We start from the raw sequence: 25,879 nt of genomic DNA, 5'->3' as shown, positions 1-25,879 counted from the left end.
GAATGCAATCGTGGGGCTAGACTACCAAATATCCTTAACTGTGCTAATCTTAAAGTCGCCGAGGGAAAGTTTGCCAACTCCAGTATTTTTAATCGACAAATCGGTGTAATTCTCGTTGGGAAAAAATTGTGCGGTCATTACATATTGCCCTTTATTAATGAAAATCTCTATGGAAGAACGGTCTAAAAACAGACGGACCTCAAATTGACCCGCTGGCAGATTGGTAATCGGCATCTGTTGTATGCCTCCAAAATTTTCTTCGAAATCGGTCTTTCCAGATAGGGAACGATCCACCAAAAATTGTTTTTTGTCTCCGTCCATAGTAAGCATCAAGCGCTCGTTCAATTTGTTCTTAAACGTAAGGTGAAAATCTCTTGCTTTCGTTGTAAATCGAATTTCAGTTTGGTTAAAATTCTCAAAGGAAATAGTTTCCTCAGCCCCCGATTCGACGATTATAGTTCTTTCTTCCGGGGTTTTTAATAGTTCATTTAAATTTTCTAAAGGATAATTGATAAGCTCATAATCTCCTTGAATTTTTCGTAGCGAAAGTTTTCGAGGTAACGTCATGGCACTCCTCCATTTTTGGGTTGGTGTTTTGTTGGCATAGTTCCAATTACTCATCCAACCTATAAAAATACGGTCGTTATCGGGCGTGTTGTTATAAGTCACGCCAGCATAGTTATCGGTGCCCCAATCGATCCATCGAGGATTTTTTTGATCTGAAGTAATAGTTTCTCCGTCAAAATCACCGACAAAATATTGTGTGCCACTACCCCCATTCGGGGCGCCAGGGTTGATGCTAATGAGCAACACCCATTTCTCTTCATTGGTTTCTTCGACGACTAATTTGAACATATCGGGACATTCCCATACACCACCGTGCGCACCTTGTTCTTTTCCAAATTCGCTGACTTTTTCCCATTGCAACAAATTATCGGAACTCCAAATTTGCAGATGGTCAACCGCGACCAAAAGCATACTCCATGCCTTGGTTTTTTCATTCCAGAAAACCTTGGGATCCCTAAAATCTTTTTCCCCCGGATTTCCTATTACGGGGTTGCCGTCATATTTCGACCATGTTTCACCATTGTCTAAACTATAAGCCACCCCCTGCGTCTCATAACGCTCTTTCCCCTCTTTTTTGGCAACAGCGTCGTGATACGTAAAAATAGCCACTAGGGGGGGCGCTTTGTCAGAACCGAGTTTCGAAGTATTATCGAAGTCGACAACGGCACTACCAGAGAAAATGTAACCGTTCGCATCAGGAAAAAGGGCAATTGATTTATGTTCCCAAACTACCAAATCTTTACTTGTGGCATGACCCCAATGCATGGGCCCCCAAACAATGTCTTCGGGGTAATATTGATAGAAAAGATGGTAAACACCTTTGTGATAAACTAGGCCATTGGGGTCGTTCATCCATTTTTCCTCAGGGGAAAAATGGAATTGAGGCCTGTATCGTTCGTTATAATACTCCATCGTATTCTTTTGAGATGTGACAGTAGGCGTTTTGTGCTGTGCTTGTTCTCTACAAGACATCAAAACTATCAAAATAAGAGCCGAATAAAGTATTTTTTTAATGTAGTTCATACCATGTTTCTAGAAATCCTATTGAGGCAACCTCCTCTAAAATAGTATCTTTGTCGATATTATCTTGAAATATGATGAGATTTATTTCGTGCTTATTTTTTTGTCTGTTTTTTTTTCTTGGTCTAAGCGCCCAAACTAAAATGGACAAAAAATTAAAGAAATTCAATAAAGAAAGTATACCCTATATATCAGCCGAGACACTACAAAGTTCAGATAATGTAATTCTGTTCGACACAAGAAGAAAAGACGAGTTCGCCGTTAGCCACCTTAATAATGCTGTTTGGGTAGGTTACAAAAATTTTGATATTGAAACAATCAAAACCAAATCCTTTGACAAAAACAGCGAAATCGTGGTCTATTGTTCTATTGGTGTGCGTTCGGAAGATATCGGGGAGCGACTGCAAAAGGCAGGCTATAAGAATGTCAAAAATTTGTATGGAGGCATTTTTGAATGGAAGAACAAAGGGTTTCCGGTGTACGACTCTAAAGGAAACGAAACCGAAAAAGTTCATGCCTTTAACAAACATTGGGGGAAATTGTTGACGAAGGGTGAAAAGATATATGACACTGAAAATCGGTAGCTAAATATTCGTGAATACATTATTTTTGAGTTTGCATCTTAACATTTTGATTTCCTTACACATCTAATTTTAAAAATGGGTCTTATACTTCAGAAACAAGATAAAAAAGACGAACAAACCGTTCATTTCAGTTTAGTAGATACCAAGAACTTGCTTCTTATTTTTACCCGGAATCCAGAATTAGGAAAATGCAAGACACGACTTGCTGCCACTGTAGGAAACCAAACGGCTCTTGACATTTACAAATTCTTATTAGACCATACGGTTGCGCTAACTACCAACCTGACTATAGAAAAACAAGTTTGGTATTCCGAAAATATTTGGAACGACGATATTTGGGACAACACCATTTTTGATAAAAAACTTCAAAAAGGAGAAAATCTTGGTGAGCGTATGGCCCATGCGTTTCAAGAAGGTTTCGAAAAGGGGTATGAAAAAATTGTCATTATTGGCAGTGACATGTACGATTTAAACCAAGAGGCCCTTGAAAATGCCTTTATAAGTATGAATAATTCTGATTTTGTATTAGGTCCAGCGACCGATGGCGGTTATTATTTGTTAGGAATGAAAAAATGGAATCCCAAACTTTTCAAAAATAAGGACTGGGGTCAAAACACCGTATTGCAAGACACCCTGAACGATTTGAAAAATGAAAAGGTTAAACTGTTAGATGTCAAAAACGATGTTGATGTATATGAAGATATCGAGCATATCGCTGCTTTCCAACCATTTCTAAAAAAAAGCGAAAAATGAGAAGAAAACAATTGAACGAGTCGGTAGCCTATCTTAAGGAAAAAGGGTTCGACAATCCCGAAATAGGTATTGTTTTGGGCACCGGACTCGGCAAATTGGCCGATGAGATTGAAAACCCTATCGAGGCACATTACAATCACATTCCGTTTTTCCCCTTGGCGACTGTCGAATTTCATGCCGGAAAGTTGATTTTCGGAAGTTTTGAAGGCAAAAAAGTAGTAGTGATGCAGGGCAGGTTCCATCTTTATGAGGGTTATGATTTTACAGACATAACGTACCCTATTTGGGTGATGCACCAACTTGGAATACAAAAACTATTTATCTCCAATGCTGCCGGTGCCATCAACCTTGACTATAAAAAAGGAGATATTATGCTCATAGAAGACCACATCAATCTTCAGGGAGGGTCACCATTAGCCTTTAAAAATGTTGCAGAATTCGGTCATCGATTTGCCGACATGAGTGAGCCTTATGATATTGAGATGCGAAAAAAAATAGAGAAAATCGCGAAAAATGAAAATATTTCATTGCAAAAGGGGGTATATGCCTCGGTCGTAGGGCCACAACTTGAAACGAAGGCAGAATATCGCATGTTAAAAATACTTGGGGCCGATGCAGTAGGCATGAGTACAGTTCCGGAAGTAATCGTTGCTAACCATCTCGACCTTCCTATTGTTGCCATATCAGTTTTGACCGACGAATGTAACCCAGATCAACTGAAGCCTGTCGATATTCAAGATATCATCAATGTAGCCAGCGCGACCGAACCAAAAATGGTGAAGTTGTTCAGAGAATTGATCCGTTCTTTATAAATGTAATTGGTCTTAAATCTGAATATACAACGTTCTGAATGCCTCCAAACACAATTAATTTTAATTGTTAATTTTTTATGACTAGTAAGGTTTTCTGATAAATACCCACTTAATTTCAGCACCTATAACTTAGTATCTCTATATTATTGATGAAAAATAGAAGTCTTAAAATCAGCATCATCATTCCCACTTTAAACGAGGCCATCTATATTTCTCGTTTATTGGTGTATCTACAAGAACATAGTTCTGCCGAAAATATTAAGGAAATTATTGTGGTTGATGGCGAAAGTTCTGATGACACCGCAGAGATTGCTTCCGATTTTGGGGCCACGGTGCTATACAGCTCAAAAGGCAGGTCAAAACAATTGAATTACGGGGCTAGACGTGCCAAAGGACAAATTCTTTATTTTTTGCACGCTGATACTTTCCCCCCAAAAAATTTTGACACCTACATTATGAATGCGGTTGCCCATCGCCAGGCGGCCGGATGTTTTCGTATGAAGTTCGACAGCACCAGTACTTTTCTCAGATTTTTCGCATCCCTGTCCGCCATCAATCATAAAATCTGTCGTGGTGGGGATCAATCTTTGTTCGTGACCAAATCTTTATTTGAAAAAATGAGGGGATTTAATGAAGCTTATCTAATTTTTGAGGATAGTGAATTTATAGGACGATTGTACTCGGAAACCAAGTTTAAAATATTACCGCAAAAAGTCATTACCTCGGCTCGTAAATACGAAAAATGCGGAACGTTACGATTGCAGTATCATTTTGGAGTTATACACTTGAAGAATATTTTGGGGGCCGGACCAGATCAGTTATATGATTATTACAGCAGTAAAATAACACTTTAAACCAGTGCATCTTCTTAGGAAGAAAACTAGGCTTTCAATTTTAAATCATAAAGACCCAAAAAATTAAAAGGCAACAGCATCCTAAAATAACGCTGTTGCCTTTTTTGTTCGATAGCCTATCTGAACAAAATATCTTATTAAAAAATTTAAATGGTGAAAAGTAATTTTATATAATCGCAATTGTCTGGCACTGTCCTATTTCCTAAAAACTATAAAATTGGGGCATAGTTTGAAGGCTTATGGATATGTTTTTAACAGGTGAAAAAATATTTCAATTATTTTATCCCTAATCAACTTTTTGACAAAAGGTAACTACCAAATTTAATCTAATTGAAACAGGTCGAACCTTAGAATGTGTAGATGGTTTGAAAAACAGTGTGGGCGGCGATCAATTTAGACATAGCATAGAACGTATAAATGAAAAGACTCCTTTAATCCTCATAATCCAGTAAAACACCTTCAGAAATCCATTTCGCAAGGGCTTGGCGGTTGTCGAGATCTAAAATACGCCGCTGCTCTTTTAACACTTCAATGGAAATCTTGAGAGGAAGGCCATGGTTGACCAAAAAAATCAAAATCACGTTCGCTACAATGTTCAAATTGGCAATTCGGACCAAATGGAATAACTATTTTTAGTTGATAGCAAAATCGAGCACGAAGGAATCCACGATGTCATTATTATCCCACGGGCGGCAATTATTAAGACCAAGCCTACCCGCAACTTTTTCTTTTACGGAAAATTCAAAGATACGGGAATTGGTGGCACCAGCCATTCTGCTTTTTGGCAATACCAAATCCTTTTTTACTAATTTGATATGATCGGGAAGCGCTGCAATTTCCCACAAATATCCCGTAGTTGAATTCTCGTCTAATTTGACGGCAAATTCAAATGGAACGGTTTCCAATACAATGGTTTTCCCGCTATCTTTTTCTGTGTATTCCACATTTAAAAAATAAAGGGTCCCCATAAAAATGAGAACCCGTGATATAATATTTGCTACCAACAGTAAATTTCATGAATCTTATTGTCAGCCTCTTTTCGATAATTGACATTATTGCTGCCCTGCCTAGCACTAGCAGCAATCATATATATGGCTAGTATACTATCCGCATCGGCATCATTAAGTTTTAGCCAACCAACACCATTCACGTGAACATAGGCGTTTTTGTTATCATTCGATACCCATACACCGGTGACTTTTTTTGAATTAAACCAAGCATTCGCCGTAAGGCCGGCCTGGGCAAAAATTCCCGCTTCTGGCGGCTCCAATGTTGGCATACCCGCCGCAAAAGTGGAATTATCACTGGTATCGGATGCCATTTCAGGGAGCATTTCCGGTTTGGGTTGACTAGTTTCTCCGACCTTGGTCGAAAAAGCTTGTTCTGGTTTTGCACTTTTCTTAGACATAATATTTATTTTTAAAGTTAAGCATATATTTGATCAATATGGCCGTTGGCGATGTGAACGCTAGGCGTAGACCCTATGTTCTTGGCAGCAATCAAAGCTGTCAACAGCATAAGGTGATTCTCTCTATTAGTATTAGCGATTTTCTTCCAACCTTCATCTTGAATAAAAGCCCAAGCGTTTAGAGGGGCACTATTAGACCATAGACCTAAAATCTTTTTACCATATATCCAAGTAGTGTCGACAATTCCTTCAACCCCCCACATGCCATAAAGCTCAAATGAACATTGGCCGTATTTAATACAGAAAAAGCCATTGTCGCCCCAACCGTTTCCCCAACTGTTCTTACAAATCCAATATCCACCGGCATCGTTATACCCAATTACCGATACGCAATGCCAACCTACCGAATTGCCTGTCACGTGTCGGTACATACCGCTTTGGTAGCTATAAAAATCTTGAAACACCTCAAAACAAGCACTTACTGGACCTTTGTTGGCAATCCACTCCTTAATATTATTCAATCCGGTCACATGCTTATAATTGGTAATCTGTACTTTTTGATTTTGCCAACCAGACCCTACATTGCAGCTCTGTTGGGAGCCAACATAGGGAAAAAAGTTCTCCTTGGCCACTCCATTGGCTTTAACATTATCATAAGCGCCTGTTGGCCACCAACCGTTACTACAACCATTGGGGTCACCTTTTAAACAATAAAACAAATGTGCCTCTGACAAATCGGTCGTATAATTGGCGTCATTTTTTGTGATTCGAACCATTGATTCGACTACGGAGAGTACCCCAAAGGCAACGCAAGAACCACAACCTCCTTGGTTTTTTATTGCAGTAACATAATTTCTGCCTCCCTTGTTTCGCCAATCGAAAGTACTGGGATTGGCTGTGGCCGTGGCGGACAATGCATTAAACTGGGCCATAACAGCCTTCTCTGAAGCTTCCTTTTCAGCTTTTGTCGGCGGACCCCCAGGAGGTACTGCCCCTAGAAGTATCGTCTGATCCTTTTCGGACAATTCCGAAATGGGATTTTCACCTGCTTCCCAACTTTCAGTAATGAGTTGGGCCTGCAACTCAGCTAATTTTACTTTTGCCATGATTATATAATTTAAAGATTAATAATGTTCAGAAAATAATCTAATCTTACAGGGGAAAGAGGGAATCAGGAAAAAAGGGAATATTGGGTATTAGCTTGGAGGAACAAAACCATAAATCTGTTCGCGTATATGGATCAGATCAAAAACGAAAGATACCAGTAGTAAATTAAAACAAAGGCGTTTGAACTTACACCTATATTGGTTATCGTTTTCTTTTTCTTTTACAAAAGAAATGGGCTACAAATATAATTCATTACAACATTGAATAGTCCTAAAAGTGTATGAATGACCACAATTTCCGTTTATATGGTAGCATACTGATTATCAACGGAATGTATTCCATTATATCACAGTGTAGTAAGTAGTAATATGCTCCTAGATGTGCACTTAGAATGTTTCCGGAAGAGAATGGTTACAAAATCACAAACGTGAATGCCTCTTTAATCAATCCTCATAATCCAGTAAAACACCTTCAGAAATCCATTTCGCAAGGGCTTGGCGGTTGTCGGGATCTAAAATACGCCGCTGGTCTTTTTTATTGCGTATGTTGCCCACCTCGATAAAGGTCATCGCAGGATGTGTCTTTTTGACCAAATAGAGCGAGGTTCTATCTTCAAAAGTACCGGAATAGGAACGATTAGGTTGGTACTTTCTATATTTTTCCTGAAAAGTCTTATGAATGCTTTCAGCTAATTTTTTACCGTTCTTGCTCTTTTCATGATGGTAAAAGAAAACATCGATATTCTGACCTTTACTTCGGCTGTCGACATGGGTAACAATCAATCGCTGGTATTTACCTCGATTCCTTCTATACAACTCATTAACAATCTGCACACGTTGTTTCAATCTAGCCACCTGATTCAAAGGGATGGTCTTGTCAGGGTAGGCTACCTCATCACGATCCATTTCTAAAATACGTTCATCACGAATACCGTCATTCTCATCACGGATAATGATATATACTGTTGCCCCATGGGACAGTAATTCTTTACCCAACCGCAGGGTAATATCATAGGCATACTCATCTTCAGAAATAGATTTACCCCCATAGATTGCCATTGCGCCGGGATCAGGACCACCATGACCGGAAACCAAATAATATACATTACCCTTAAGTCGCTCACTTTTTGAAAGCACGATTTCATGTTTCTTACCAAAAATAGGAAACGCCTTTCCCTCAATTTTCTTGATTTGGGTCGTTTGCTTTTTAATGGAAGGAACCACCTCAACGGTATCCAAATCAGCCGCTGGAATAACATACTTGCGCCCTGCATACAAATGAACACTGTCTCGCAGGTTAGTCATATTCAAAGCCACAAAGTCGTCAAACGACTCATAGGGGTCAACACCCTGTTTTCTTAAAAGTGATAGAATGCCATCACCCCGTTCGGCGGTGACCGTAATTAAAGAGTCTTGTGAAAAAGCAGAAGCGCCCGTGAGACAAGCTCCGAGAAAAAAGAATAGTATTTTATTTCGTATAAATAAATCGATCACAACAAGTTTTAATTAAAAACACCAAAAACGATGCCTAAAATTATAATCTACAGTTACAAATTTAAATAACATAACGGATTAAGGAAAGAGATATTGAAAGTTTAGTTAACCATTTGATTAACAATGAAAGAAAGCCAAAGAACTACGGGCTAAACCTAACATACTCATTCTATTGTCATCCATAGAACTAATCCTTTTACGCTATTTCATCTGTATTATTAGAAAACAGGTTTGTTTTAATTTTCAATATCCCTAGAAAATCTACCGGCTTCAAATTGGCCGAATTCTCTATCGCATCGACTTAAATCAAACTGCGACTACTATTAAATACGCCACAGCCATAAGATTCTAATAGAATATAATTACATTTATTGTCTATTCTCTGTCTACCTCAACGACATTTGAATCGATCTAACTATATTTTCTGTAAAATACTAAAATAACATTCCATTAAATTCTTCAATAGCATGAAATCAACATCAGTTTGGACCAGTTTGGTCGCAATCGCCTTTGCCATAAACATCAATGCACAAAATGCACATCCGAACACACCACCAGAAGTATCTCCAATGCCCATGAAACCTGAAATGACAGAAATATGGGAACCTGAAATTGAAGTTATTACGCCAGCAAAAAAGTTAGGGGATGCTCCATCGGATGCAATTATTTTATTCGATGGATCTAATCTTGATCAATGGACAAGTCAAAAGGATTCATCAAAAGCGGCTCCTTGGAAAATCGTGGACAACGACCATTTAGAGGTTGTGCCAGGAACGGGAGGAATCTCAACAAAAATGAAATTCGGCGATTGTCAACTACATATTGAATTTAGTGCGCCAGATGAAGTAAAAGGTCATAGTCAAGGAAGAGGCAATAGCGGCGTTTTTCTTCAGAACCGATATGAACTTCAAATACTGGATTCTTATAACAATCGCACCTATCGTAATGGGCAAGCGGCCAGTATTTACAAAGACCACGCTCCCTTGGTCAACGCCATGCGGGGACCATTAGATTGGAACAGTTACGATGTTATATATACAGCACCCCGTTTTAAAGCCGACGGTCGGTTAGACGCTCCCGCCCGAATCACAGTGCTTCACAATGGCGTTTTGGTACAGAATAACGTCTCAATAAACGGAAATACTTATTATGTCGGACTCCACACGTATCCATCAGCGCATGGTGAAGACGTTATTTCGCTTCAGGATCATGGCAACAAAACCCAGTTCAAAAATATTTGGATCCGCAATCTGTAACAAACGAGTAGCAAAAAAAGATTATAGCCTTAAAGGTTTAATTATTCAAACCCAGTTTGGTCTAAAAATACTGCCCGATGCCGAATACGATTCCTTGGGCCGCGTTGTTGGTGATACCATACCCGTAATCGATCCTAAAAATGGCGTTGAAAATGCGTTTATGAATAAATCGGAGACCGATTCCTGGATATATCCGTAAGTTCATTCGGTCACCAAAATCGCTGAAATCACCTCCCGGGTTTCGCCAAGAACCTCCATCGATAAATATGTTTCCCTGCATGGCGAACCAATTTTTATCGATCAAAGTATGTCTGTATTCCGTATTGAAAACAACAGCGCCCGTTCCCCTATCTATTGTATTTCCAACACCTCTTATATTCAAGTTGTTATCAACGGTGAAGGGAGCAAAGGGCGTTTTCATATTGCTTGCCAGACCCAAACGAAGGCGACTGGCCCAATTACCTTTAGACCCCATTCTGCGATAATAGATAAAGTCATTAAAACCAATTAAAAACTCAGGAAGATTCGTATCGGAGCTACCCACATACTGCAAATTCAACATACTTCGAAACCCGTCTAAATAGTGGTAATAATACTTTACATTATCATAATTGTAAATAAATTTGAACAAATGTTTGTCCACATTTAAAAACTGCGGTACCGAAGCACTTGTGGCCCCAGAGAGGTAAGTATAGTCTTCGGTGAACAGACTAAAACCAAGTTCTATTCTATTCTCAAAATTGAACTCATACAACCCCATTACCTCAAAACCCTTGTTGTTATATTTATAATTAGCTGTAGTATCATCAAAAAAAACAGGCTCCTCTGTGGTGAGGTTCTTATAATTCACCGCCAACCCTGTTTTGTTATTGATAAGATAGGGTGCCCTTAAGTTTATTCCTAAGGAATTATATGTATCATATTGGTAAAATCCGCCTAAAATCATATTCCTGCCCAAAAGATTAAACTCTTGGAGTCCAATTCTGAAAGCAAAATCATCATTGCTGGATGCATAAATATTGGCAAAGGGAATAATGGTAAAATTTTCTTCAATGGTAAAAACAACATTATACTCCCCATTTTCCCCTGTAAAAACTTGGAAATCGGCATGGGCAATGGAAGGTAAACGTTTTAAACGCTCTACATCTTTTAAAAGAATTACAGAATCGAGCGGTACACCTTTTTTAACTTGGACAATCTTTTTTACGAAGGTAGATTTGGTTTTTTTTGCACCAATAATCCGTACATCGGTCACGTTATTCTGTTGTGCGGACCCAACAAAAATTAATAAAAAAAAGATTACGAATAGATGTCTTCCAATCATAGTAAATGAAGAGTTAACATAGCCATTCACTATTAACAAAAATGAATGGGAAAACAAGGTCGTAAATTCTATTTACTTCCGTATTTCTCATAGAATTCAGCTATTACGCCCTGTGCTGGTTTATTTTGGGGAGTAAACCTATTATCCTCGCCACCCCCAGCTTCTTTGTGCCGTATGAACCATTTCCACACATAGCCGCCCGCGAACCAATCTTCCCCCCAAAACTCTTCAAAAATAGCTTTAGTGGCATTCACTTGCGCCTCTAAATTGACCGGGTTTTCATGCCTATCGACCAACCAAGGTTTCCATGCGGTCTTATCGGTGCTTCTGTACCCGTACTCGGTAAACAAAACAGGTTTGTTCTTGGCCTTTGAAAGCTCTTTTATTACTGTTTTGTGCCGTTGCCAACCTTCGCGGCATTGTGCTACAGTCGGAGTTATTTCCTCACAGAGCGGAAAATAAGCGTCAATGCCAATATAATCGAGGTCTTCCCAGAACGAGGTTCTAGTATATTCATCCCAATTGGCGGCATAGGTCAGTTTGCCTTTGTAGATTTCTTTAACTTTTTGAATGAGGCCCTTCCAGAATTCAGGCCTGTTTTTTACGAATTGTTCCAGTTCGGTACCGATACAAAATATATCGGTATCCGTTTCTTGGGCCAATTGGGCATAATTAAGTATGAATTTTTCATAGGAACTTTCCAGAGCCTTCCAGTCTTCTTCCGTGGTCATGGCTAGTGTTCCTGTGAAGGTGCCGCGCCAAATCCATATCTGAGGTTTTAGCATGACCTTGACCCCATTTTCGTGTAGTAAATTTATATATTGTTGTGCGCCGTGCTTGGTCTCCCCAAACCATTGGCGTTCCGTATCAAAAATAATTTCAGGTGAATTGATTTCGCGAATAAAGCCGAAGGGCATCACGGCAGCGTGATTGGCATAAATATTCAATACCTCTTGAACATGTTCTTGTGCTACTTCCTCGCGAGATGCTACAAAACTTACACCATTAATTTTCTCTTGGACTTGGCTCGAACAGGAAAACTGGAGAAAGCACAACAAAAGAAGTCCTAATTTTTTCATTCACATTTCATTACGAGTCCTAAAATACGGTATTTCTCGTAACCGGCTTAGAAAATGGCACGAAGTCCGAGATTAAAAGTCTGCCCAAGCCCCGTATTGTTGCCCCGTACAAAATCAGTATACAATACCTCTAAATTCAAGGCATTGGTCAGCTGATATTTTGCGCCACCGCCAACGGCTGTATAATCTTGACCAAAGTTATTACCTAAATCCAATCGTTGTGAATGTTGTGCTAGCGCTAAAACAGTAAACTTGGAACTGGGAAAGTAACTCAGAAAAACTCCTGGTGTCAAACTCAGGCTATTATTCGCAAAACTTCCTTCAATCGTGTCGTCATTGGTATCTCTTACCGATTTCTTGCCAAAATGAAATTCAGAATTAAGCTCTGAGAACAACTGCCATTTATTCCCTGGAAATGTATAGTCATAAAAAAACCGGTTCTGCCAGGTATATCCTTTTTGATCTAGAAAAACTCCATTTATGGTTTCTTGATCGACCAAAGGAATAAAAAATGAACTCTGAATACTGAAATTACTTGCCGAGGCAAACGGCACAAACTTTACCGATGGGGCAATAGATGTCAAGCCCGAACGAGCTGTACCATCTTCCCCATCAAATTTAAAAACATCCAAGGCGCTTCTATCGCCGATAACATTAGAACGCAATTCAAAAATAGCACCTACATTCCATCTTTTATTTTCCCCGACACCGGTATAAGCTTCCAATGTTGAAGTAAAAAATGTTTGCCGAGGTTGTTTGCCATCTGCAAAAGTACTTTTTGTCTCCGTGTAGAGATTGTTAAACCATTTAACATCCCATTGTCCTTTTCCCATCAATTTTGATGGGGTATATTGCTGGATATTGCTAGTCTGTTGTGGGTCATTTTGTGAGCCATCTTGTGCAAAATTGACCAATGACATTAATAACAACCCCGCAAGAAATAGGATTCTTTTACTTGAATTCATACTGTTTATTTAAAGTTTAGTTTAGGCTATTTTATGGCGTTCAAGGTCCAATCGTAAGGGTAATAAGATACTTTGGCATTTTCTGGAAGTTTTTCCGTTCGATAATGATTGATAAAATCTGCCACGCTTTTTCCGTTTTTAGTAAAATCATCTTTATACCATTCAAATATTTGAGAGATTTTCACTTTGTTCTTTTCCACTCGAATAAAATCAGGATTGTTGAGTGCCTTTTTGGTCTGGGATTCTAACTGCGAATCTAAAGTGGTAGGGTTATAGGCAGTATTGATTATTGGCGGACAACCCAACCCGGCACAAACCAAAACAAAATGGAATCGAGGCTCAGAAGGGAAATTGCCTCGTAACAATTTGTTCTCGATATCGTTGAGGGTAATATTAGTTCCTCCAATCTCGTGTTTTGACTTATCAAAAAAGCCACCCACATCCAATGGTGAATTTATCGGATAATTTTCCACAACTCCCTTTATAACAAGTAAATTATAGCCATTGACCCAAAAAGCCTGATAGGCTCTTGAATTTTCCTTGGAAACCGAAATGTTCTTAGCCATATCGAGCAATTCATCCAATCCTGACGCATCACTTTTAATAGCCTTATAGTCCACCCTACCTTCTTTTACAAACTTTTTAAGAAAAGTATCTGTCTTCTCAAAGAATTCTGTAGTGGTTTGGGAATAGCCAAGGGAAAGGACTAAAAAAAACATCACTGCTAAAATCATTTGTTTTTTTATCATCGTATTGGTTTGTTTGTGGTGCGCAATAAGTCGCATATCGTTTTATTAGCTTACAAATACACCATTTTCCCATTTGTTATACCAAAGAACAATCATAAGTATCACATAGTTATAACGAAAATATCTTTTTTCGCTTCTCCGTTCAGCAAAATAGCCCGACCATTTGCAGTCGGGCTCATATTGCACCATGGCATTAAATATTGTTTCGGGGATTTTATAACTTCTAATTTACGGAAGAAGATGCCGTATCAAACGAAAACGTCACACCTGTACTAAAATAACCGGAGTTCCCAATATTTCTACCATCTAACAATGTACCATACCCGGCACTCAAACCAATACCCTTGGTTATGGGAACATATCCGGAAATACCCAACCGAGTATAATCGACCCTGGTCTCAGGGAAGTTATTCGCAAAGCCTGTACCCATAATATCAACACCATCAGAGGAAGATGCCTGATAGTCCATCCACAATTCAACATAAAATTTGGAAGCGGCATACCCCAGCTTTCCAACAGCCAAAAAGGCGTTAGGAACATCAAAATCGGCACCACCATTCGTTCCCAGATTATCGCTTGCTTTGCCCCTAAAACTATAGCCAGCAATCAACGTAGAAAAGAATCCTCCATTGAGTTGCAAATGCCCTCCGATATGTAAATCAGTCGAAAAGGCACCATTACCTATTGAAAGAATACCATTGGGCTCATAACCGGAAGGGATGGCAAAACCCAAAGCTGTAATGCCATCAATTCTTCCGCTTGAGAAATCAGCACGAAACGGACGATACTTTGCAGTAAGACAGACATCTTGAAAATCGGATTGCTTCGTTTCACCATTGACTGGATCAGGATTACCATAGCCCTTTGTAGCAATATAAGGAACGTTTAACACCAGTGTTAAATCATCGAGCAGACCATATTTGGCATAAACACCAAAAATATCCTGTGAAATTTCATTGTGTACAGGTACTGGGCCTGTTTTTTCCTTACCTACGTAAAACTCATCGTATGCACCGACCCTAGTGTAAGATGTGGTTACCGCAAGGTGTCCCTTCTGGTTGTAATATCCATCGACCAAACCTTGGGCTTGTACAATCGACCCGGTCATTAATACCCCTAAAAAAATCAGTAAAGTTTTTTTTGTTTTCATTTTCTTATTTTAATTGTTCCGTATAATCGGTCGAAAAGAAAAGATTTAGATTACATTGTAGTAGTGCGGCGCAATTTTTTTAGAACCAGAAAGGTTTTTACTTTACAACATCCAAGAAAAAATCAAACCGCTCTAATCATCGCACCAAAAGGGCATCGGCCAAAACTTAACCCTATTATGACGCATAATTTTATACGATAAGATTCACTTCAATTTAAATTCTTTCTAAATTGAACATGAAAATTAAGTTTGCAGCAAAAGCTGCGACACAACGTTCAGCAATTGATAGATATGGAACATATAGTTATAATTGGAAACGGCATCGCAGGAATCACTGCAGCACGACATATTAGAAAACTTTCCGATAAAAAAATCACCATAGTTTCGAATGAAACCGATTTTTTCTTCTCCCGAACGGCGCTGATGTACGTCTACATGGGCCATATGAAGTTTGAACACATACAACCTTATGAAAATTGGTTCTGGAAAAAAAATAGAATCGACCTTGTCAAGGGCTACGTAACCAATGTAGATCACACCAATAAGAATCTCATTTTTACGGAAGGTGAAAAAATAGGTTACGATAAGTTGATTATCGCCACGGGCTCTAAACCCAATAAATTTGGTTGGCCTGGTCAAGACCTAAAAGGGGTACAGGGGTTGTACTCTAAACAAGATCTTGACTTACTGGAAAAGAACGCGCCGAATAACAAAGTATGTAAGAGGGCTGTCATTGTTGGAGGCGGATTAATAGGAATCGAAATGGCCGAGATGCTGCGTAGTCGCAATATTCCCGTCACTTTTTTGGTGCGTGAAACAAGTTTTTGGAACGGCGTATTACCCGACGGTGAATCGCAAATGCTCAATGAGCACATCTTGGAACATCATATCGACTTACGGCTTGAAACAAATTTAAAAGAAATTTTATCCGACGAGAATGGCCATGCCAAAGCGGTTATTACAGATACTGGCGATACTATTGAATGCAACGTGGTAGGCCTTACGCCAGGTGTTTCACCAAATATTGATTTTTTAAAGGAATCGGGCATCGAATTAGGCCGCGGGGTTAAGGTGAATCGCTACTTAGAAACGAACATCAAAGATATTTATGCTATCGGAGATTGCGCCGAACAGCACGAATCCATTGGTAACCGAAGGCCCATTGAAGCTGTTTGGTACACTGGGCGCATGATGGGCGAAGCCTTGGCGCAGACCATTTGCGGCAATCGAATGCAATACAATCCGGGGCATTGGTTCAACTCGGCAAAATTCTTGGATATCGAATACCAAACCTACGGATGGGTATTCAGTTCCCAAGGCAAAAAAAAATATGAAGCCCATTTTCATTGGCGACACCCCGAAGAAAAAATATGTGTGACAATCGCTTATCAAAAAGATGACCGAAAATTTTTGGGCATCAACACCTTTGGCATACGCCTAAGACACGAAATTTTTGACCGATGGCTGACCGAAGAACGTTCTATTGATTATGTAATGGAACATTTAAAAGATGCCAATTTCGACCCCGAATTCTTTGCCGATTACGAAAATGATATAATTTCAAAATACAATTCAGATTTCGCAACCGACATCACACCTAGGAAAAAGAGCTGGAAGCGAATCTTGAATTTATAAGACCGTAAATACCTTTCCAAATCAACAGAAATTTAAAATAAGATTGAACACCAAACAACGACTACCAAAATAAACAGAAACAATGAGTACATCGAGCAACAATATGGCCCTCACTGGTGAACCCCCAAAAGCATTGAACGTCCAACAAAAATTGGCTACGCTTTTAGGCATGTCGGGCCTTGGTATTTTGGTATTGGCCTTGTTTAATATAGATTTCCCCAATAAAGGACTGTGGTTGACAATTTCACTTGTCGCGATTTCTTTCGGGGTCATCTGGTTTTCTTGGGCCTCCTATGCACACAAACACAAGGGTATCAAAAACGATGGCGTTTGGTTTAAATCTATATCAAGTCACGGTCTATGGGGTTGGCTTTCAGGTATTGCCTTGACCGGTTTCTATATCGTACTTTATTTTTATCCACAGTATCTCGGACTGGTAAAAGACGGGGACAACCAGGGTGTTATCGCTTTGTTCGACCCCTTGAGCAAATTATTGAGCGGCAACCCTGCCAGTCAATGGTTTGTTTACGGTACACTATATACCGTCGCCATACTAGCTTTTGGCATCAAATTTATATGGAAATATCGCCATAACACCTATGAAAAAATTCGCACGATAAGTGTGATGTTCTTTCAGACTGCATTTGCTTTCTTGATTCCTGAAATCATGGCAAGGCTCAATGGAGACCTTCCTTATTACGATTTTAAAAATATCTGGCCCCTTAATTATTATAATTTTGAAAAATATCGCATAACCGCATTCATAGATGCAGGTGATATCGGGCTTGCCATGCTTATTTTCGGTATTCTATCCATTTTCGTCATCACACCTATTCTTACCTATAAATTTGGGAAACGATGGTACTGTTCATGGGTATGTGGTTGCGGTGGTTTGGCAGAGACTGCCGGCGATTCGTTCAGGCACCTCAGCGACAAACGTCTATTCGCTTGGAACGTTGAGCGATGGGTAATTCATAGTGTTGTAGTTTTTGTCACTTTGATGACCACGGCCGTGGTTTATTCTTATCTCGGAAATGACAGTAGTAAATACTGGTTGACCAAAAGCACCTTTCTCATTGGGGTAGCCTCTATTTTAACAGCCGTTTTTGCTTGGGTAATGATATACAAAAGGGAACAACTCCAAAAAGATGCCCAATATGGCGCCATTGGATACTTCGTCATAATTGCGGCCCTCCTTGGATTCCATTTTTTTAGTGGTGATGGCAACATCTTCCTTTTCAAGGCTGAAACACTTCGAAAAACGTATGCTTTTCTTATCGGGGCTGTTTTTTCAGGGGTTATTGGGGTTGGCCTGTATCCTATTTTCGGTAACCGGGTCTGGTGCCGATTCGGGTGTCCTATGGCTGCAATTTTAGGTTTCCAACAAAAATTGTTCTCCAAATTTAGAATCACTACGAATGGCGGACAGTGTATTTCATGTGGCAATTGCTCTACCTATTGTGAACAGGGCATCGATGTGCGTGCCTATGCACAAAAAGGCGAGAATATTGTGAGGTCCAGCTGTGTGGGTTGTGGTATTTGTTCAGCAGTTTGCCCCCGTGGAGTCTTAAAATTGGAAAACGGACCGTTAGAAGGGCGCATTAACCCAACGGAAGTTCTTTTGGGAAATGATGTGGACTTGATGGATTTGGTCAACAAGAAATAAATGTCGACCATGTGGTACAAAATAAGTGTCTTGTCTTTTATGATTATGCTTTTCTCAAACCCGCCTGAAAAGCAGAACATTTATCATAAAGATTTTTACACAAACGGAAAGCTTAAATCAGAAGGCTGGATACTTAATGGCATCAAAATCGACTATTGGAAATTCTACCATAGCAACGGAAACCTTTCCGAACAGGGGCACTACAAAAAAGGTCAGAGGGAAAAATATTGGTATTTTTACGACCAAAACAGCATACTGACAAAGGAAGGACATTATTTAAACGGTAAAATGACCGATTGGTGGCTCTTTTATGATATCAAAGGAAATATAAATCATAAATGCCAATTGAACATGGGGGTCAAAAACGGTTATTGTCTAAAATATACCGATGAGGTATTGACTTCTGCAGAAAAATATAAAAATGGCAAGAAAATTAAAGAGTGGTTTAATTTTGTCAGCTTTAAAAGTGAAAATAAACTCTCCGATTTACGCTAATGACCAATATTAAAGTTATCATCCCCGCATTTAATGAGGCCGATTCCATCGCCAAAGTCATTAAAGAAATTCCTGAGATTGTTTCTGAGATCATTGTTGTAAATAATAATTCATCTGACAATACCGCCAAAAATTCAACAAATGCAGGTGCTACCGTACTTTCAGAACCCCGAAAAGGTTATGGGTACGCCTGTCTTTGCGGAATGGATTATGTTGCCAAACAATCCGATCGACCCGATATTATCGTATTTATTGACGGAGACTATTCTGATTACCCTGAAGAACTCTCAAAAGTGGTCGCCCCGATTCTCGAAAAAGACATCGATTTTGTAATTGGTGCGCGAATAAAGAGACTAAGGGAAGACGGAAGCATGACGCCGCAACAGATATTTGGCAATAAATTGGCCACTTTTTTGATGAAAATGTTTTTTCGGGCAACATATAGCGACCTCGGTCCGTTTAGGGCTATAAAGTATGACAAATTATTACTGCTTCAAATGGAGGACAAAACCTACGGTTGGACAGTGGAAATGCAACTAAAGGCCCTAAAAAAGAAGTTGACATATACCGAAGTACCAGTACGTTACAAGAAAAGAATTGGTGTTTCAAAAGTATCAGGTACTGTAAAAGGTAGTATCTTTGCGGGCGTAAAAATATTGGCTTGGATATTTAAATACAGCATAAAATAATATGGGATTAACAATTGCTTATTTCATCATTGCCATCTATAGTCTAGCTTTGCTGTTGATTTTCTTTTACAGCTTGGCACAATTGAATTTGCTGGTCAACTATTTAGGATACAAAAAAAGAAATCAAGTAGCCCCAAAATTCAATCTTCTAGACGCAAAAGAAATTCCCTTTGTCACCATACAACTGCCCATCTATAATGAAGAATATGTTATGGAACGGCTGTTGGAGAACATTGCCAAAATCGAATACCCCAAAAGCAAGTTAGAAATTCAGGTTTTAGACGATTCTACCGATGATTCAGTAGAAGAAACAGCGGAACGTATTGTAGCTTTACAACAAACGGGACTGGATATACAGCACATTCGTCGTGAAAACCGGGAAGGTTTTAAGGCAGGAGCCCTCAAAGAAGGCCTCAAAATTGCCAAAGGAGATTTTATCGCGATATTCGATGCCGATTTTCTTCCATCAAGTGATTGGTTAAAAAAGACGGTTATTTATTTCAAGGATAAGGAAATTGGTGTGGTTCAGACCCGCTGGGGACACATCAACCGTGATTATTCGACCTTGACACGTATTCAGGCCTTTGCCCTAGATGCCCATTTCACCTTGGAACAAGTAGGAAGAAATGCCAAAGGACACTTTATCAATTTTAATGGTACGGCAGGTATTTGGCGCAAAGATTGCATATTGGATGCAGGGAATTGGGAAGGTGACACCCTTACCGAAGATTTGGATCTGAGTTATCGCGCACAGTTGAAAAACTGGAAATTCAAATATTTGGAAGACGTGGAAACGCCCGCAGAGCTCCCCGTAGTAATCAGTGCGGCGCGTTCGCAACAGTTTCGTTGGAACAAGGGTGGCGCTGAAAACTTTCGAAAAACAGTTTTGCACGTGATTACCGCTAAAAACATATCATTTAAGACCAAATTTCACGGAGTCATGCACTTGTTGAACAGCTCGATGTTCTTATGTGTATTCATTGTGGCCCTATTGAGTATTCCCGCCATGTATATAAAAGCTTTATATCCACAATTTGATTGGGTGTTCTCGGTCTTAAGCTTCTTTGTATTAAGCACGGTTATTCTCTTTGTTTGTTATTGGTTTACCTATAAAAGTATTCAGGGTAGTGGTTTCGATAATTTTGTCGACTATATAAAACTCTTTTTCACCTTTTTCTCGGTAGCCCTTGGTTTTTCGCTACATAATTCCATCGCCGTTTTAGAGGGCCATATGGGCAAGCGTAGTGAATTTGTCAGAACGCCAAAATTCAATCTCAAAAACTTGACCGACACTTGGAAAGACAATAAATATCTTGCCAAGAAATTGTCTCCCAATATGATTTTGGAATTCGCGTTAATGGTCTATTTTCTCTTTGGTATGTACAGCGCTATTCCACTAAATGATTTCGGACTCTTTCCGTTTCACTTTATGTTGTTCTTGGGCTTTGGCTTTGTTTTTACCAAATCGTTGACCGCACGGGCATAAGGTTTTTTTAGACATTAAATTACCCTGAAGTTAAACTAGGTTAAGACCTCACATTGTGGTGGCACAACTCTTTTCCCATACAACAAAGCCCTGAAAATAAGTAAGTAAGCATTATTAAAATGTTATAAACTTTCGTATTTGTGGCTCCTCCCTTTTGTAAAGGGAGGTGTCCTGATCACTATGTGTCAGGACGGAGGGTTAGCCCCATAACAACCAATTTCTGCTTACTCCAAAAAATTCCTTGAAATACCTTAAATTCGTCCAGAACAGATTTTATACGAATGCCCAACCAAATCGCCAGATATCTTAAACTACATAAAACGTCAATAATCTTGGCGTTGGTGTGCTTGGGCCTTTACTATACTTTTGCCTACCATCTTGAGCGAACCGATTTTATAAAACTTCTAACCCTTTTTGCCGCTTTATTTTTCCTTTTTTTTAAACTGATTCAATTTGAAAAATGGAACTTTAAGTTCTTGGTGATTTGCGGCGTGGCTTTTCGCGTGGTTTTTTTACTGACCGAGCCCAATCTTTCTCAAGACTACTATCGGTTTATCTGGGACGGGCAGCTAATTCTAAATGGCATCAACCCCTATCTTTTTACGCCTGACACACTAATGGGCCAACCTGATTTTGTTTTGGCTAATGCTCAAGAACTACACAATGGCATGGGTGCACTCAGTGCTCGACACTTTAGCAACTACCCTCCTTTCAATCAATATATTTTTGCTATAACCGCATTTTTTGGAGGAAAAAGCATCTTAGGTTCCGTCATCGCCATGAGAACCATTATCATTCTCGCCGATATCGGAATTTTCTATTTCGGAAGAAAACTGCTTAAAAAAATCAACCGTTCGCCCCATGTAATTTTTTGGTATTTCCTGAACCCGCTTATTATTGTTGAGCTAACCGGAAACCTCCATTTTGAAGGGGTAATGCTTTTCTTTTTTATCTGGGCACTTTATTTGTTATCGGTAAAAAAATGGGTTCTCGCAGCGGTTCCCTACGCGCTGTCAATATGTGTTAAATTGGTACCTCTGATTTTTTTACCCCTGTTCTTAACTTATTTTAAGAGAAAGCAGAGTTTATTGTTTTATACACTTATCGGAGTGATATCATTGATTTTGACGCTTCCATTCTTTGCCCCTGAATTCCTAAATAACTATTCGGAGACTGTTGGCCTCTGGTTTTCGAATTTCGAGTTCAATGCCGGCTTTTACAATGCACTTAAAAAAATTGCCATTCAATTTGATGCCAAACCTTGGGAACTAATTAAATCGTATGGCAAGATTACCGCCTTTGGGCTTATTATTGTCACGCTACTTTTTACATTTCTGGCGAAAAACCAGAAACTATCGAATTTGATTGCTAACATGCTTTGGATCTTGACGATTTATTATTTTATTTCAGCCACGGTACACCCTTGGTACGTCATATTTTTGGTCCTGCTTTGCATTTTTACCGACTACCGTTTTGCCATAATCTGGTCGGCAGCAATCGTTCTTAGTTATTTTGCCTATGCCCAAATCGATTTCAAGGAACATATGGGACTGCTCGCCGTTGAATATATTTCGGTATATGGATTTTTGATTTACGAAATCTTCAGTCGAAAAGGGAAAAACCCGAAATTTTTAAAAAACTAAAGCCAAAAACTTCTCTTTTCAATTTAATTTGTACATTTGAGCCGCAATGAAAACAAAAGCACATATTAATTCTACGCCTTGGATGTCTTTTCCGACCCGTCCTTTTGTTCCTGTTCGCCGTCGCCCGTAAGGGTGAACATTTAGTATGGGAATAGGTGAGTCCATTCCTGCAGAATCCAACAAATATTTTTCATTCTATTTTTTAAACCATTACGCAATGGAAATAAGCATTGCCAACGAATCACATTTTAAGTACGCGAAGATAATATCCGATACGATTACGGAATCTGCGCAGGTACGAGGCACAGGAATTGCTAAACGAACTCCCGAGTACATTCAAAAGAGACTATCTAACGGTAATGCCGTTATCGCTTTAGATGGCGAGAAGTTTGCCGGTTTCTGCTATATTGAAGTGTGGGGCAACAAAAATTTTGTAGCCAACTCAGGGCTTATCGTACATCCTGATTACCGAAACCAAGGGTTGGCAAAAAAAATTAAGAGCAAGGTATTCGAACTATCTAGAAGCAAGTTCCCCGATGCCAAAATATTTGGTATCACCACGGGTCTTGCCGTGATGAAGATGAACTATGAACTAGGCTACAAACCTGTTACTTTTTCCGAACTTACCGATGACCCCGAATTTTGGAAAGGTTGTCAAACCTGCAAGAATTTCGACATCTTGACCCGTACCGAGCGAAAAATGTGCCTGTGCACAGGTATGCTTTACGATTCGGCCACCAAAAAAAAGGTGGAAGAAAGAAAAGTAAACAGCAAGGCCTTTCAACGATTAAAAAGTATCAAGGAAAGTTTGTTCCTCAAAAAGAAAACAAAATAAATAGAATATCACCTCCCTCCTTGCAAAAGAAGGAAGTTTGCAAATCGAATAGTAAATTAAAAATTCTCGCTCATGCGGGAAGGAAAGAACCTAAATTATGAAATTAGTTTTAGCCTATAGTGGCGGATTGGACACCTCATATTGTGCCAAATACCTATCAGAAGAAAAAGGATTCGAAGTACATGCCGTAAGTGTAAATACAGGAGGATTCTCAGAAGAAGAAATTGCCGAAATCAAAGAAAAAGCCTTACAATTGGGCGCCACTTCGTATACCTCGATTGATGCCATACAGTACTTCTACGACAAGGTAGTGAAATACTTGATTTTCGGTAACGTACTAAAAAACAACACCTACCCCCTATCGGTAAGTGCCGAGCGAATCGTTCAGGCCATCGAAATCGTAAACTACGCAAAAAAAATAGGAGCCTCGCATATCGCGCATGGCAGTACAGGTGCCGGTAACGACCAAGTTCGATTTGATATGATTTTTCAAATCATCGCGCCTGAAATCGAAATCATAACTCCCATAAGGGATAATAAACTATCGCGGGAGGCTGAAATCGAATACCTTAAAACGAAAGGTGTTGATTATTCTTGGGAAAAAGCCAAATATTCTATCAACCGCGGACTTTGGGGAACCTCCGTTGGCGGTGAAGAGACGTTGACTTCCGAAAAGCCCTTGCCAGCTTCAGCTTATCCAAGCCAGTTACAAGAGAATAATTCGAAGGAAATAAAATTGACTTTTGAAAAAGGAGAACTCATTGCAATCGACGGTAAAAAAGATAGCCCGGTAAACAATATCGTAAAATTGGATGCCTTGGCCTCAAAATATGCTATTGGTCGTGACATTCATGTAGGTGACACCATCATTGGCATAAAGGGCAGGGTCGGTTTTGAAGCTCCAGCCTCGCTGATTATCATAAAGGCACACCACTTGCTGGAAAAACACACCTTGAGCAAATGGCAACAATATCAAAAAGAGCAACAAGGCAATTTCTATGGCATGCTGTTACACGAAGGCAATTATTTGGATGAGGTAATGCGTAACATAGAAGCATTTTTGACCGACACCCAAAAGAATGTTTCAGGCGATGTTTTTGTAGGTCTACACCCTTATAGATTTGAACTTAATGGTATTTCATCGAAACACGATTTGATGAATGCTTCCTTTGGAAGTTATGGTGAAATAAATAAGGGTTGGACAGCCGATGACGCCAAAGGTTTTATTAAAATACTTTCCAATTCAGGAAAAATATACAACCATGTAAACCACAACAATGATTAAAGCCGGAATAATTGGTGGTTCAGGATACACAGGCGGGGAGTTGATTCGAATTCTTTTGCACCACCCTCAAGCCGAAATCGATTTTGTGTACAGTACGACAAGGGCCGGAAAAAAAGTGACCACGGCGCACCCTGACTTATTGGGTCAGAGCGAGATAGAGTTTACAGGTAGCATCAATCCTGATGTTGATGTAGTCTTTCTTTGTCTGGGTCATGGTAATTCTACGAAGTTTTTGAATGAAAATGATTTTTCAAAAGCCACCAAAATAATTGACCTGAGTAACGATTTCCGATTAAAGGAGGATGCAGTCTGCAACGGCAGAACATTCGTCTATGGGCTGCCTGAACTTCGAAAATCGGAAATACAAAATGCGGATAATATAGCGAACCCCGGTTGTTTTGCCACAACCATACAGTTGGCATTGCTGCCGTTGGCCAAAGCTGGAAAATTAGACAACCCCATTCACGTCAATGCCATTACCGGAAGTACAGGGGCGGGCGTTAGTCCGTCAGCTACCTCGCATTTCAGTTGGCGAAATAACAATGTATCGTGGTATAAACCTTTCACCCACCAACATTTGGGTGAAATTGGTGAAAGCTTGGGGTCATTACAACAAAATGTGGGTGAACTTTTCTTTCTACCCAACCGAGGTAATTTTCCTAGAGGCATACTGGCAACGGCATATACCCATTATGAAGGAAGTGAAGCCGACGCCATTTCATTGTATAAAGATTTTTATGCCGATGCCGCGTTTACACATGTGGCCGACGAGCCTATCAATCTAAAACAAGTGGTAAATACCAATCAGTGCCATGTTCATTTACATAAACATAATGACACCCTACTCATTACCTCGGCTGCCGACAACCTATTGAAAGGTGCCTCGGGCCAGGCCGTTCAGAATATGAATTTGATGTTCGGATTCGAAGAAAGTGCCGGACTACGATTAAAAGCCGGAGTTTTTTAAGAATCCGTTGAAATTGAACAGAAAAAGCTCCTCCCTTTAATGAATGGGAGGTGTCCG

25 protein-coding genes are annotated in these 25,879 nt (G+C 39.5%); 14 read left to right on the top strand and 11 right to left on the bottom strand.

Going from position 1 to position 25,879, the window contains the following annotated elements; translation table 11 throughout:
- Positions 1-21 precede the first annotated feature (21 nt).
- A complete protein-coding gene (locus BLS33_RS07545; protein WP_089886907.1) occupies positions 22-1,590 on the bottom strand; it encodes a glycoside hydrolase family 32 protein in 1,569 nt (522 codons plus the stop codon).
- Between the two features lie 140 nt (positions 1,591-1,730).
- On the opposite strand from BLS33_RS07545, the gene BLS33_RS07540 reads away from it, so the two are divergent.
- From BLS33_RS07540 to BLS33_RS07525, 4 genes are all read left to right on the top strand, one after another.
- Positions 1,731-2,171, top strand: coding sequence for a rhodanese-like domain-containing protein (locus BLS33_RS07540; RefSeq protein WP_245731320.1), 441 nt, complete (start codon positions 1,731-1,733; stop codon positions 2,169-2,171).
- Positions 2,172-2,246: 75 nt separating this feature from the next.
- Complete coding sequence (locus BLS33_RS07535) at positions 2,247-2,924, top strand: TIGR04282 family arsenosugar biosynthesis glycosyltransferase (RefSeq protein ID WP_089886902.1); 678 nt, start codon at positions 2,247-2,249, stop codon at positions 2,922-2,924.
- Positions 2,921-3,736: a purine-nucleoside phosphorylase gene (locus tag BLS33_RS07530; RefSeq protein WP_089886900.1), complete on the top strand. Its 816-nt coding sequence runs from the start codon at positions 2,921-2,923 to the stop codon at positions 3,734-3,736. The genes BLS33_RS07535 and BLS33_RS07530 overlap by 4 nt, the downstream gene beginning before the upstream one ends.
- A gap of 149 nt (positions 3,737-3,885) precedes the next feature.
- Positions 3,886-4,590: a TIGR04283 family arsenosugar biosynthesis glycosyltransferase gene (locus tag BLS33_RS07525; protein ID WP_089886898.1), complete on the top strand. Its 705-nt coding sequence runs from the start codon at positions 3,886-3,888 to the stop codon at positions 4,588-4,590.
- Between the two features lie 431 nt (positions 4,591-5,021).
- On the opposite strand, the gene BLS33_RS25045 is transcribed toward BLS33_RS07525, so the two are convergent.
- The 5 genes from BLS33_RS25045 to BLS33_RS07500 form a co-directional block, all read right to left on the bottom strand.
- Positions 5,022-5,207, bottom strand: a complete 186-nt coding sequence (locus BLS33_RS25045) for a hypothetical protein (RefSeq protein WP_089886895.1) — start codon at positions 5,205-5,207, stop codon at positions 5,022-5,024.
- 15 nt (positions 5,208-5,222) lie between these two features.
- Positions 5,223-5,534 carry a protease inhibitor I42 family protein gene (locus BLS33_RS07515; RefSeq protein ID WP_176801350.1) on the bottom strand — a complete coding sequence of 104 codons (312 nt, stop codon included), beginning with the start codon at positions 5,532-5,534 and terminating at the stop codon, positions 5,223-5,225.
- A 53-nt stretch (positions 5,535-5,587) separates the two neighbouring features.
- On the bottom strand, positions 5,588-5,998 hold the full coding sequence (locus BLS33_RS07510; RefSeq protein WP_089886889.1) for a hypothetical protein: 411 nt from the start codon (positions 5,996-5,998) through the stop codon (positions 5,588-5,590).
- Between the two features lie 17 nt (positions 5,999-6,015).
- Positions 6,016-7,104, bottom strand: a complete 1,089-nt coding sequence (locus BLS33_RS07505) for a C1 family peptidase (protein ID WP_089886886.1) — start codon at positions 7,102-7,104, stop codon at positions 6,016-6,018.
- A 444-nt stretch (positions 7,105-7,548) separates the two neighbouring features.
- Complete coding sequence (locus BLS33_RS07500; RefSeq protein WP_317039841.1) at positions 7,549-8,598, bottom strand: N-acetylmuramoyl-L-alanine amidase family protein; 1,050 nt, start codon at positions 8,596-8,598, stop codon at positions 7,549-7,551.
- Positions 8,599-9,065: 467 nt separating this feature from the next.
- Here BLS33_RS07500 and BLS33_RS07495 point away from each other — a divergent pair, with 467 nt between their 5' ends.
- Positions 9,066-9,854, top strand: coding sequence for a 3-keto-disaccharide hydrolase (locus BLS33_RS07495; protein ID WP_089886884.1), 789 nt, complete (start codon positions 9,066-9,068; stop codon positions 9,852-9,854).
- A 61-nt stretch (positions 9,855-9,915) separates the two neighbouring features.
- Here BLS33_RS07495 and BLS33_RS07490 read toward each other — a convergent pair whose 3' ends face one another.
- The 5 genes from BLS33_RS07490 to BLS33_RS07470 form a co-directional block, all read right to left on the bottom strand.
- The gene (locus BLS33_RS07490; RefSeq protein ID WP_089886882.1) at positions 9,916-11,178 is read right to left on the bottom strand and encodes a BamA/TamA family outer membrane protein; all 1,263 of its coding nucleotides are present in this window, start codon (positions 11,176-11,178) and stop codon (positions 9,916-9,918) included.
- Positions 11,179-11,246: 68 nt separating this feature from the next.
- Complete coding sequence (locus BLS33_RS07485; RefSeq protein ID WP_089886879.1) at positions 11,247-12,257, bottom strand: glycoside hydrolase family 113; 1,011 nt, start codon at positions 12,255-12,257, stop codon at positions 11,247-11,249.
- A gap of 47 nt (positions 12,258-12,304) precedes the next feature.
- Positions 12,305-13,222, bottom strand: coding sequence for a hypothetical protein (locus BLS33_RS07480; RefSeq protein ID WP_218129543.1), 918 nt, complete (start codon positions 13,220-13,222; stop codon positions 12,305-12,307).
- A gap of 26 nt (positions 13,223-13,248) precedes the next feature.
- Entirely contained in the window at positions 13,249-13,971 is a 723-nt protein-coding gene (locus BLS33_RS07475) for a DUF547 domain-containing protein (protein WP_089887158.1), read from the bottom strand.
- Between the two features lie 223 nt (positions 13,972-14,194).
- The gene (locus BLS33_RS07470; RefSeq protein ID WP_089886874.1) at positions 14,195-15,121 is read right to left on the bottom strand and encodes a hypothetical protein; all 927 of its coding nucleotides are present in this window, start codon (positions 15,119-15,121) and stop codon (positions 14,195-14,197) included.
- A 291-nt stretch (positions 15,122-15,412) separates the two neighbouring features.
- Between BLS33_RS07470 and BLS33_RS07465 the strand changes: the two genes are divergently transcribed.
- The 9 genes from BLS33_RS07465 (at position 15,413) to argC (ending at position 25,822) form a co-directional block, all read left to right on the top strand.
- Positions 15,413-16,756, top strand: coding sequence for an NAD(P)/FAD-dependent oxidoreductase (locus BLS33_RS07465; RefSeq protein WP_089886872.1), 1,344 nt, complete (start codon positions 15,413-15,415; stop codon positions 16,754-16,756).
- An 82-nt stretch (positions 16,757-16,838) separates the two neighbouring features.
- A complete protein-coding gene (locus tag BLS33_RS07460) occupies positions 16,839-18,422 on the top strand; it encodes a 4Fe-4S binding protein (protein WP_089886870.1) in 1,584 nt (527 codons plus the stop codon).
- Positions 18,423-18,431: 9 nt separating this feature from the next.
- Positions 18,432-18,917 (top strand): toxin-antitoxin system YwqK family antitoxin, encoded by a 486-nt coding sequence (locus tag BLS33_RS07455; RefSeq protein WP_089887156.1) that lies wholly within the window; start codon positions 18,432-18,434, stop codon positions 18,915-18,917.
- Entirely contained in the window at positions 18,917-19,606 is a 690-nt protein-coding gene (locus tag BLS33_RS07450) for a glycosyltransferase family 2 protein (RefSeq protein ID WP_089886867.1), read from the top strand. The genes BLS33_RS07455 and BLS33_RS07450 overlap by 1 nt, the downstream gene beginning before the upstream one ends.
- A gap of 1 nt (position 19,607) precedes the next feature.
- Positions 19,608-21,092 (top strand): cellulose synthase family protein, encoded by a 1,485-nt coding sequence (locus tag BLS33_RS07445; RefSeq protein WP_089886865.1) that lies wholly within the window; start codon positions 19,608-19,610, stop codon positions 21,090-21,092.
- Between the two features lie 281 nt (positions 21,093-21,373).
- Positions 21,374-22,735, top strand: coding sequence for a polyprenol phosphomannose-dependent alpha 1,6 mannosyltransferase MptB (gene mptB / locus BLS33_RS07440; RefSeq protein ID WP_089886863.1), 1,362 nt, complete (start codon positions 21,374-21,376; stop codon positions 22,733-22,735).
- 217 nt (positions 22,736-22,952) lie between these two features.
- Positions 22,953-23,570 carry a GNAT family N-acetyltransferase gene (locus BLS33_RS07435; RefSeq protein WP_089887154.1) on the top strand — a complete coding sequence of 206 codons (618 nt, stop codon included), beginning with the start codon at positions 22,953-22,955 and terminating at the stop codon, positions 23,568-23,570.
- Between the two features lie 94 nt (positions 23,571-23,664).
- Entirely contained in the window at positions 23,665-24,855 is a 1,191-nt protein-coding gene (argG, locus tag BLS33_RS07430; protein ID WP_089886862.1) for an argininosuccinate synthase, read from the top strand.
- Positions 24,848-25,822: an N-acetyl-gamma-glutamyl-phosphate reductase gene (gene argC / locus BLS33_RS07425; RefSeq protein ID WP_089886860.1), complete on the top strand. Its 975-nt coding sequence runs from the start codon at positions 24,848-24,850 to the stop codon at positions 25,820-25,822. Before argG ends, argC begins: the two co-directional genes overlap by 8 nt.
- Positions 25,823-25,879: the final 57 nt, after the last annotated feature.

It is taken from the genome of Kriegella aquimaris (assembly GCF_900103215.1).
Taxonomy (GTDB): domain Bacteria; phylum Bacteroidota; class Bacteroidia; order Flavobacteriales; family Flavobacteriaceae; genus Kriegella; species Kriegella aquimaris.
The sequence above is the reverse complement of the archived record's forward strand: the minus strand, read 5'-3'. Positions and strand labels throughout refer to the sequence as shown.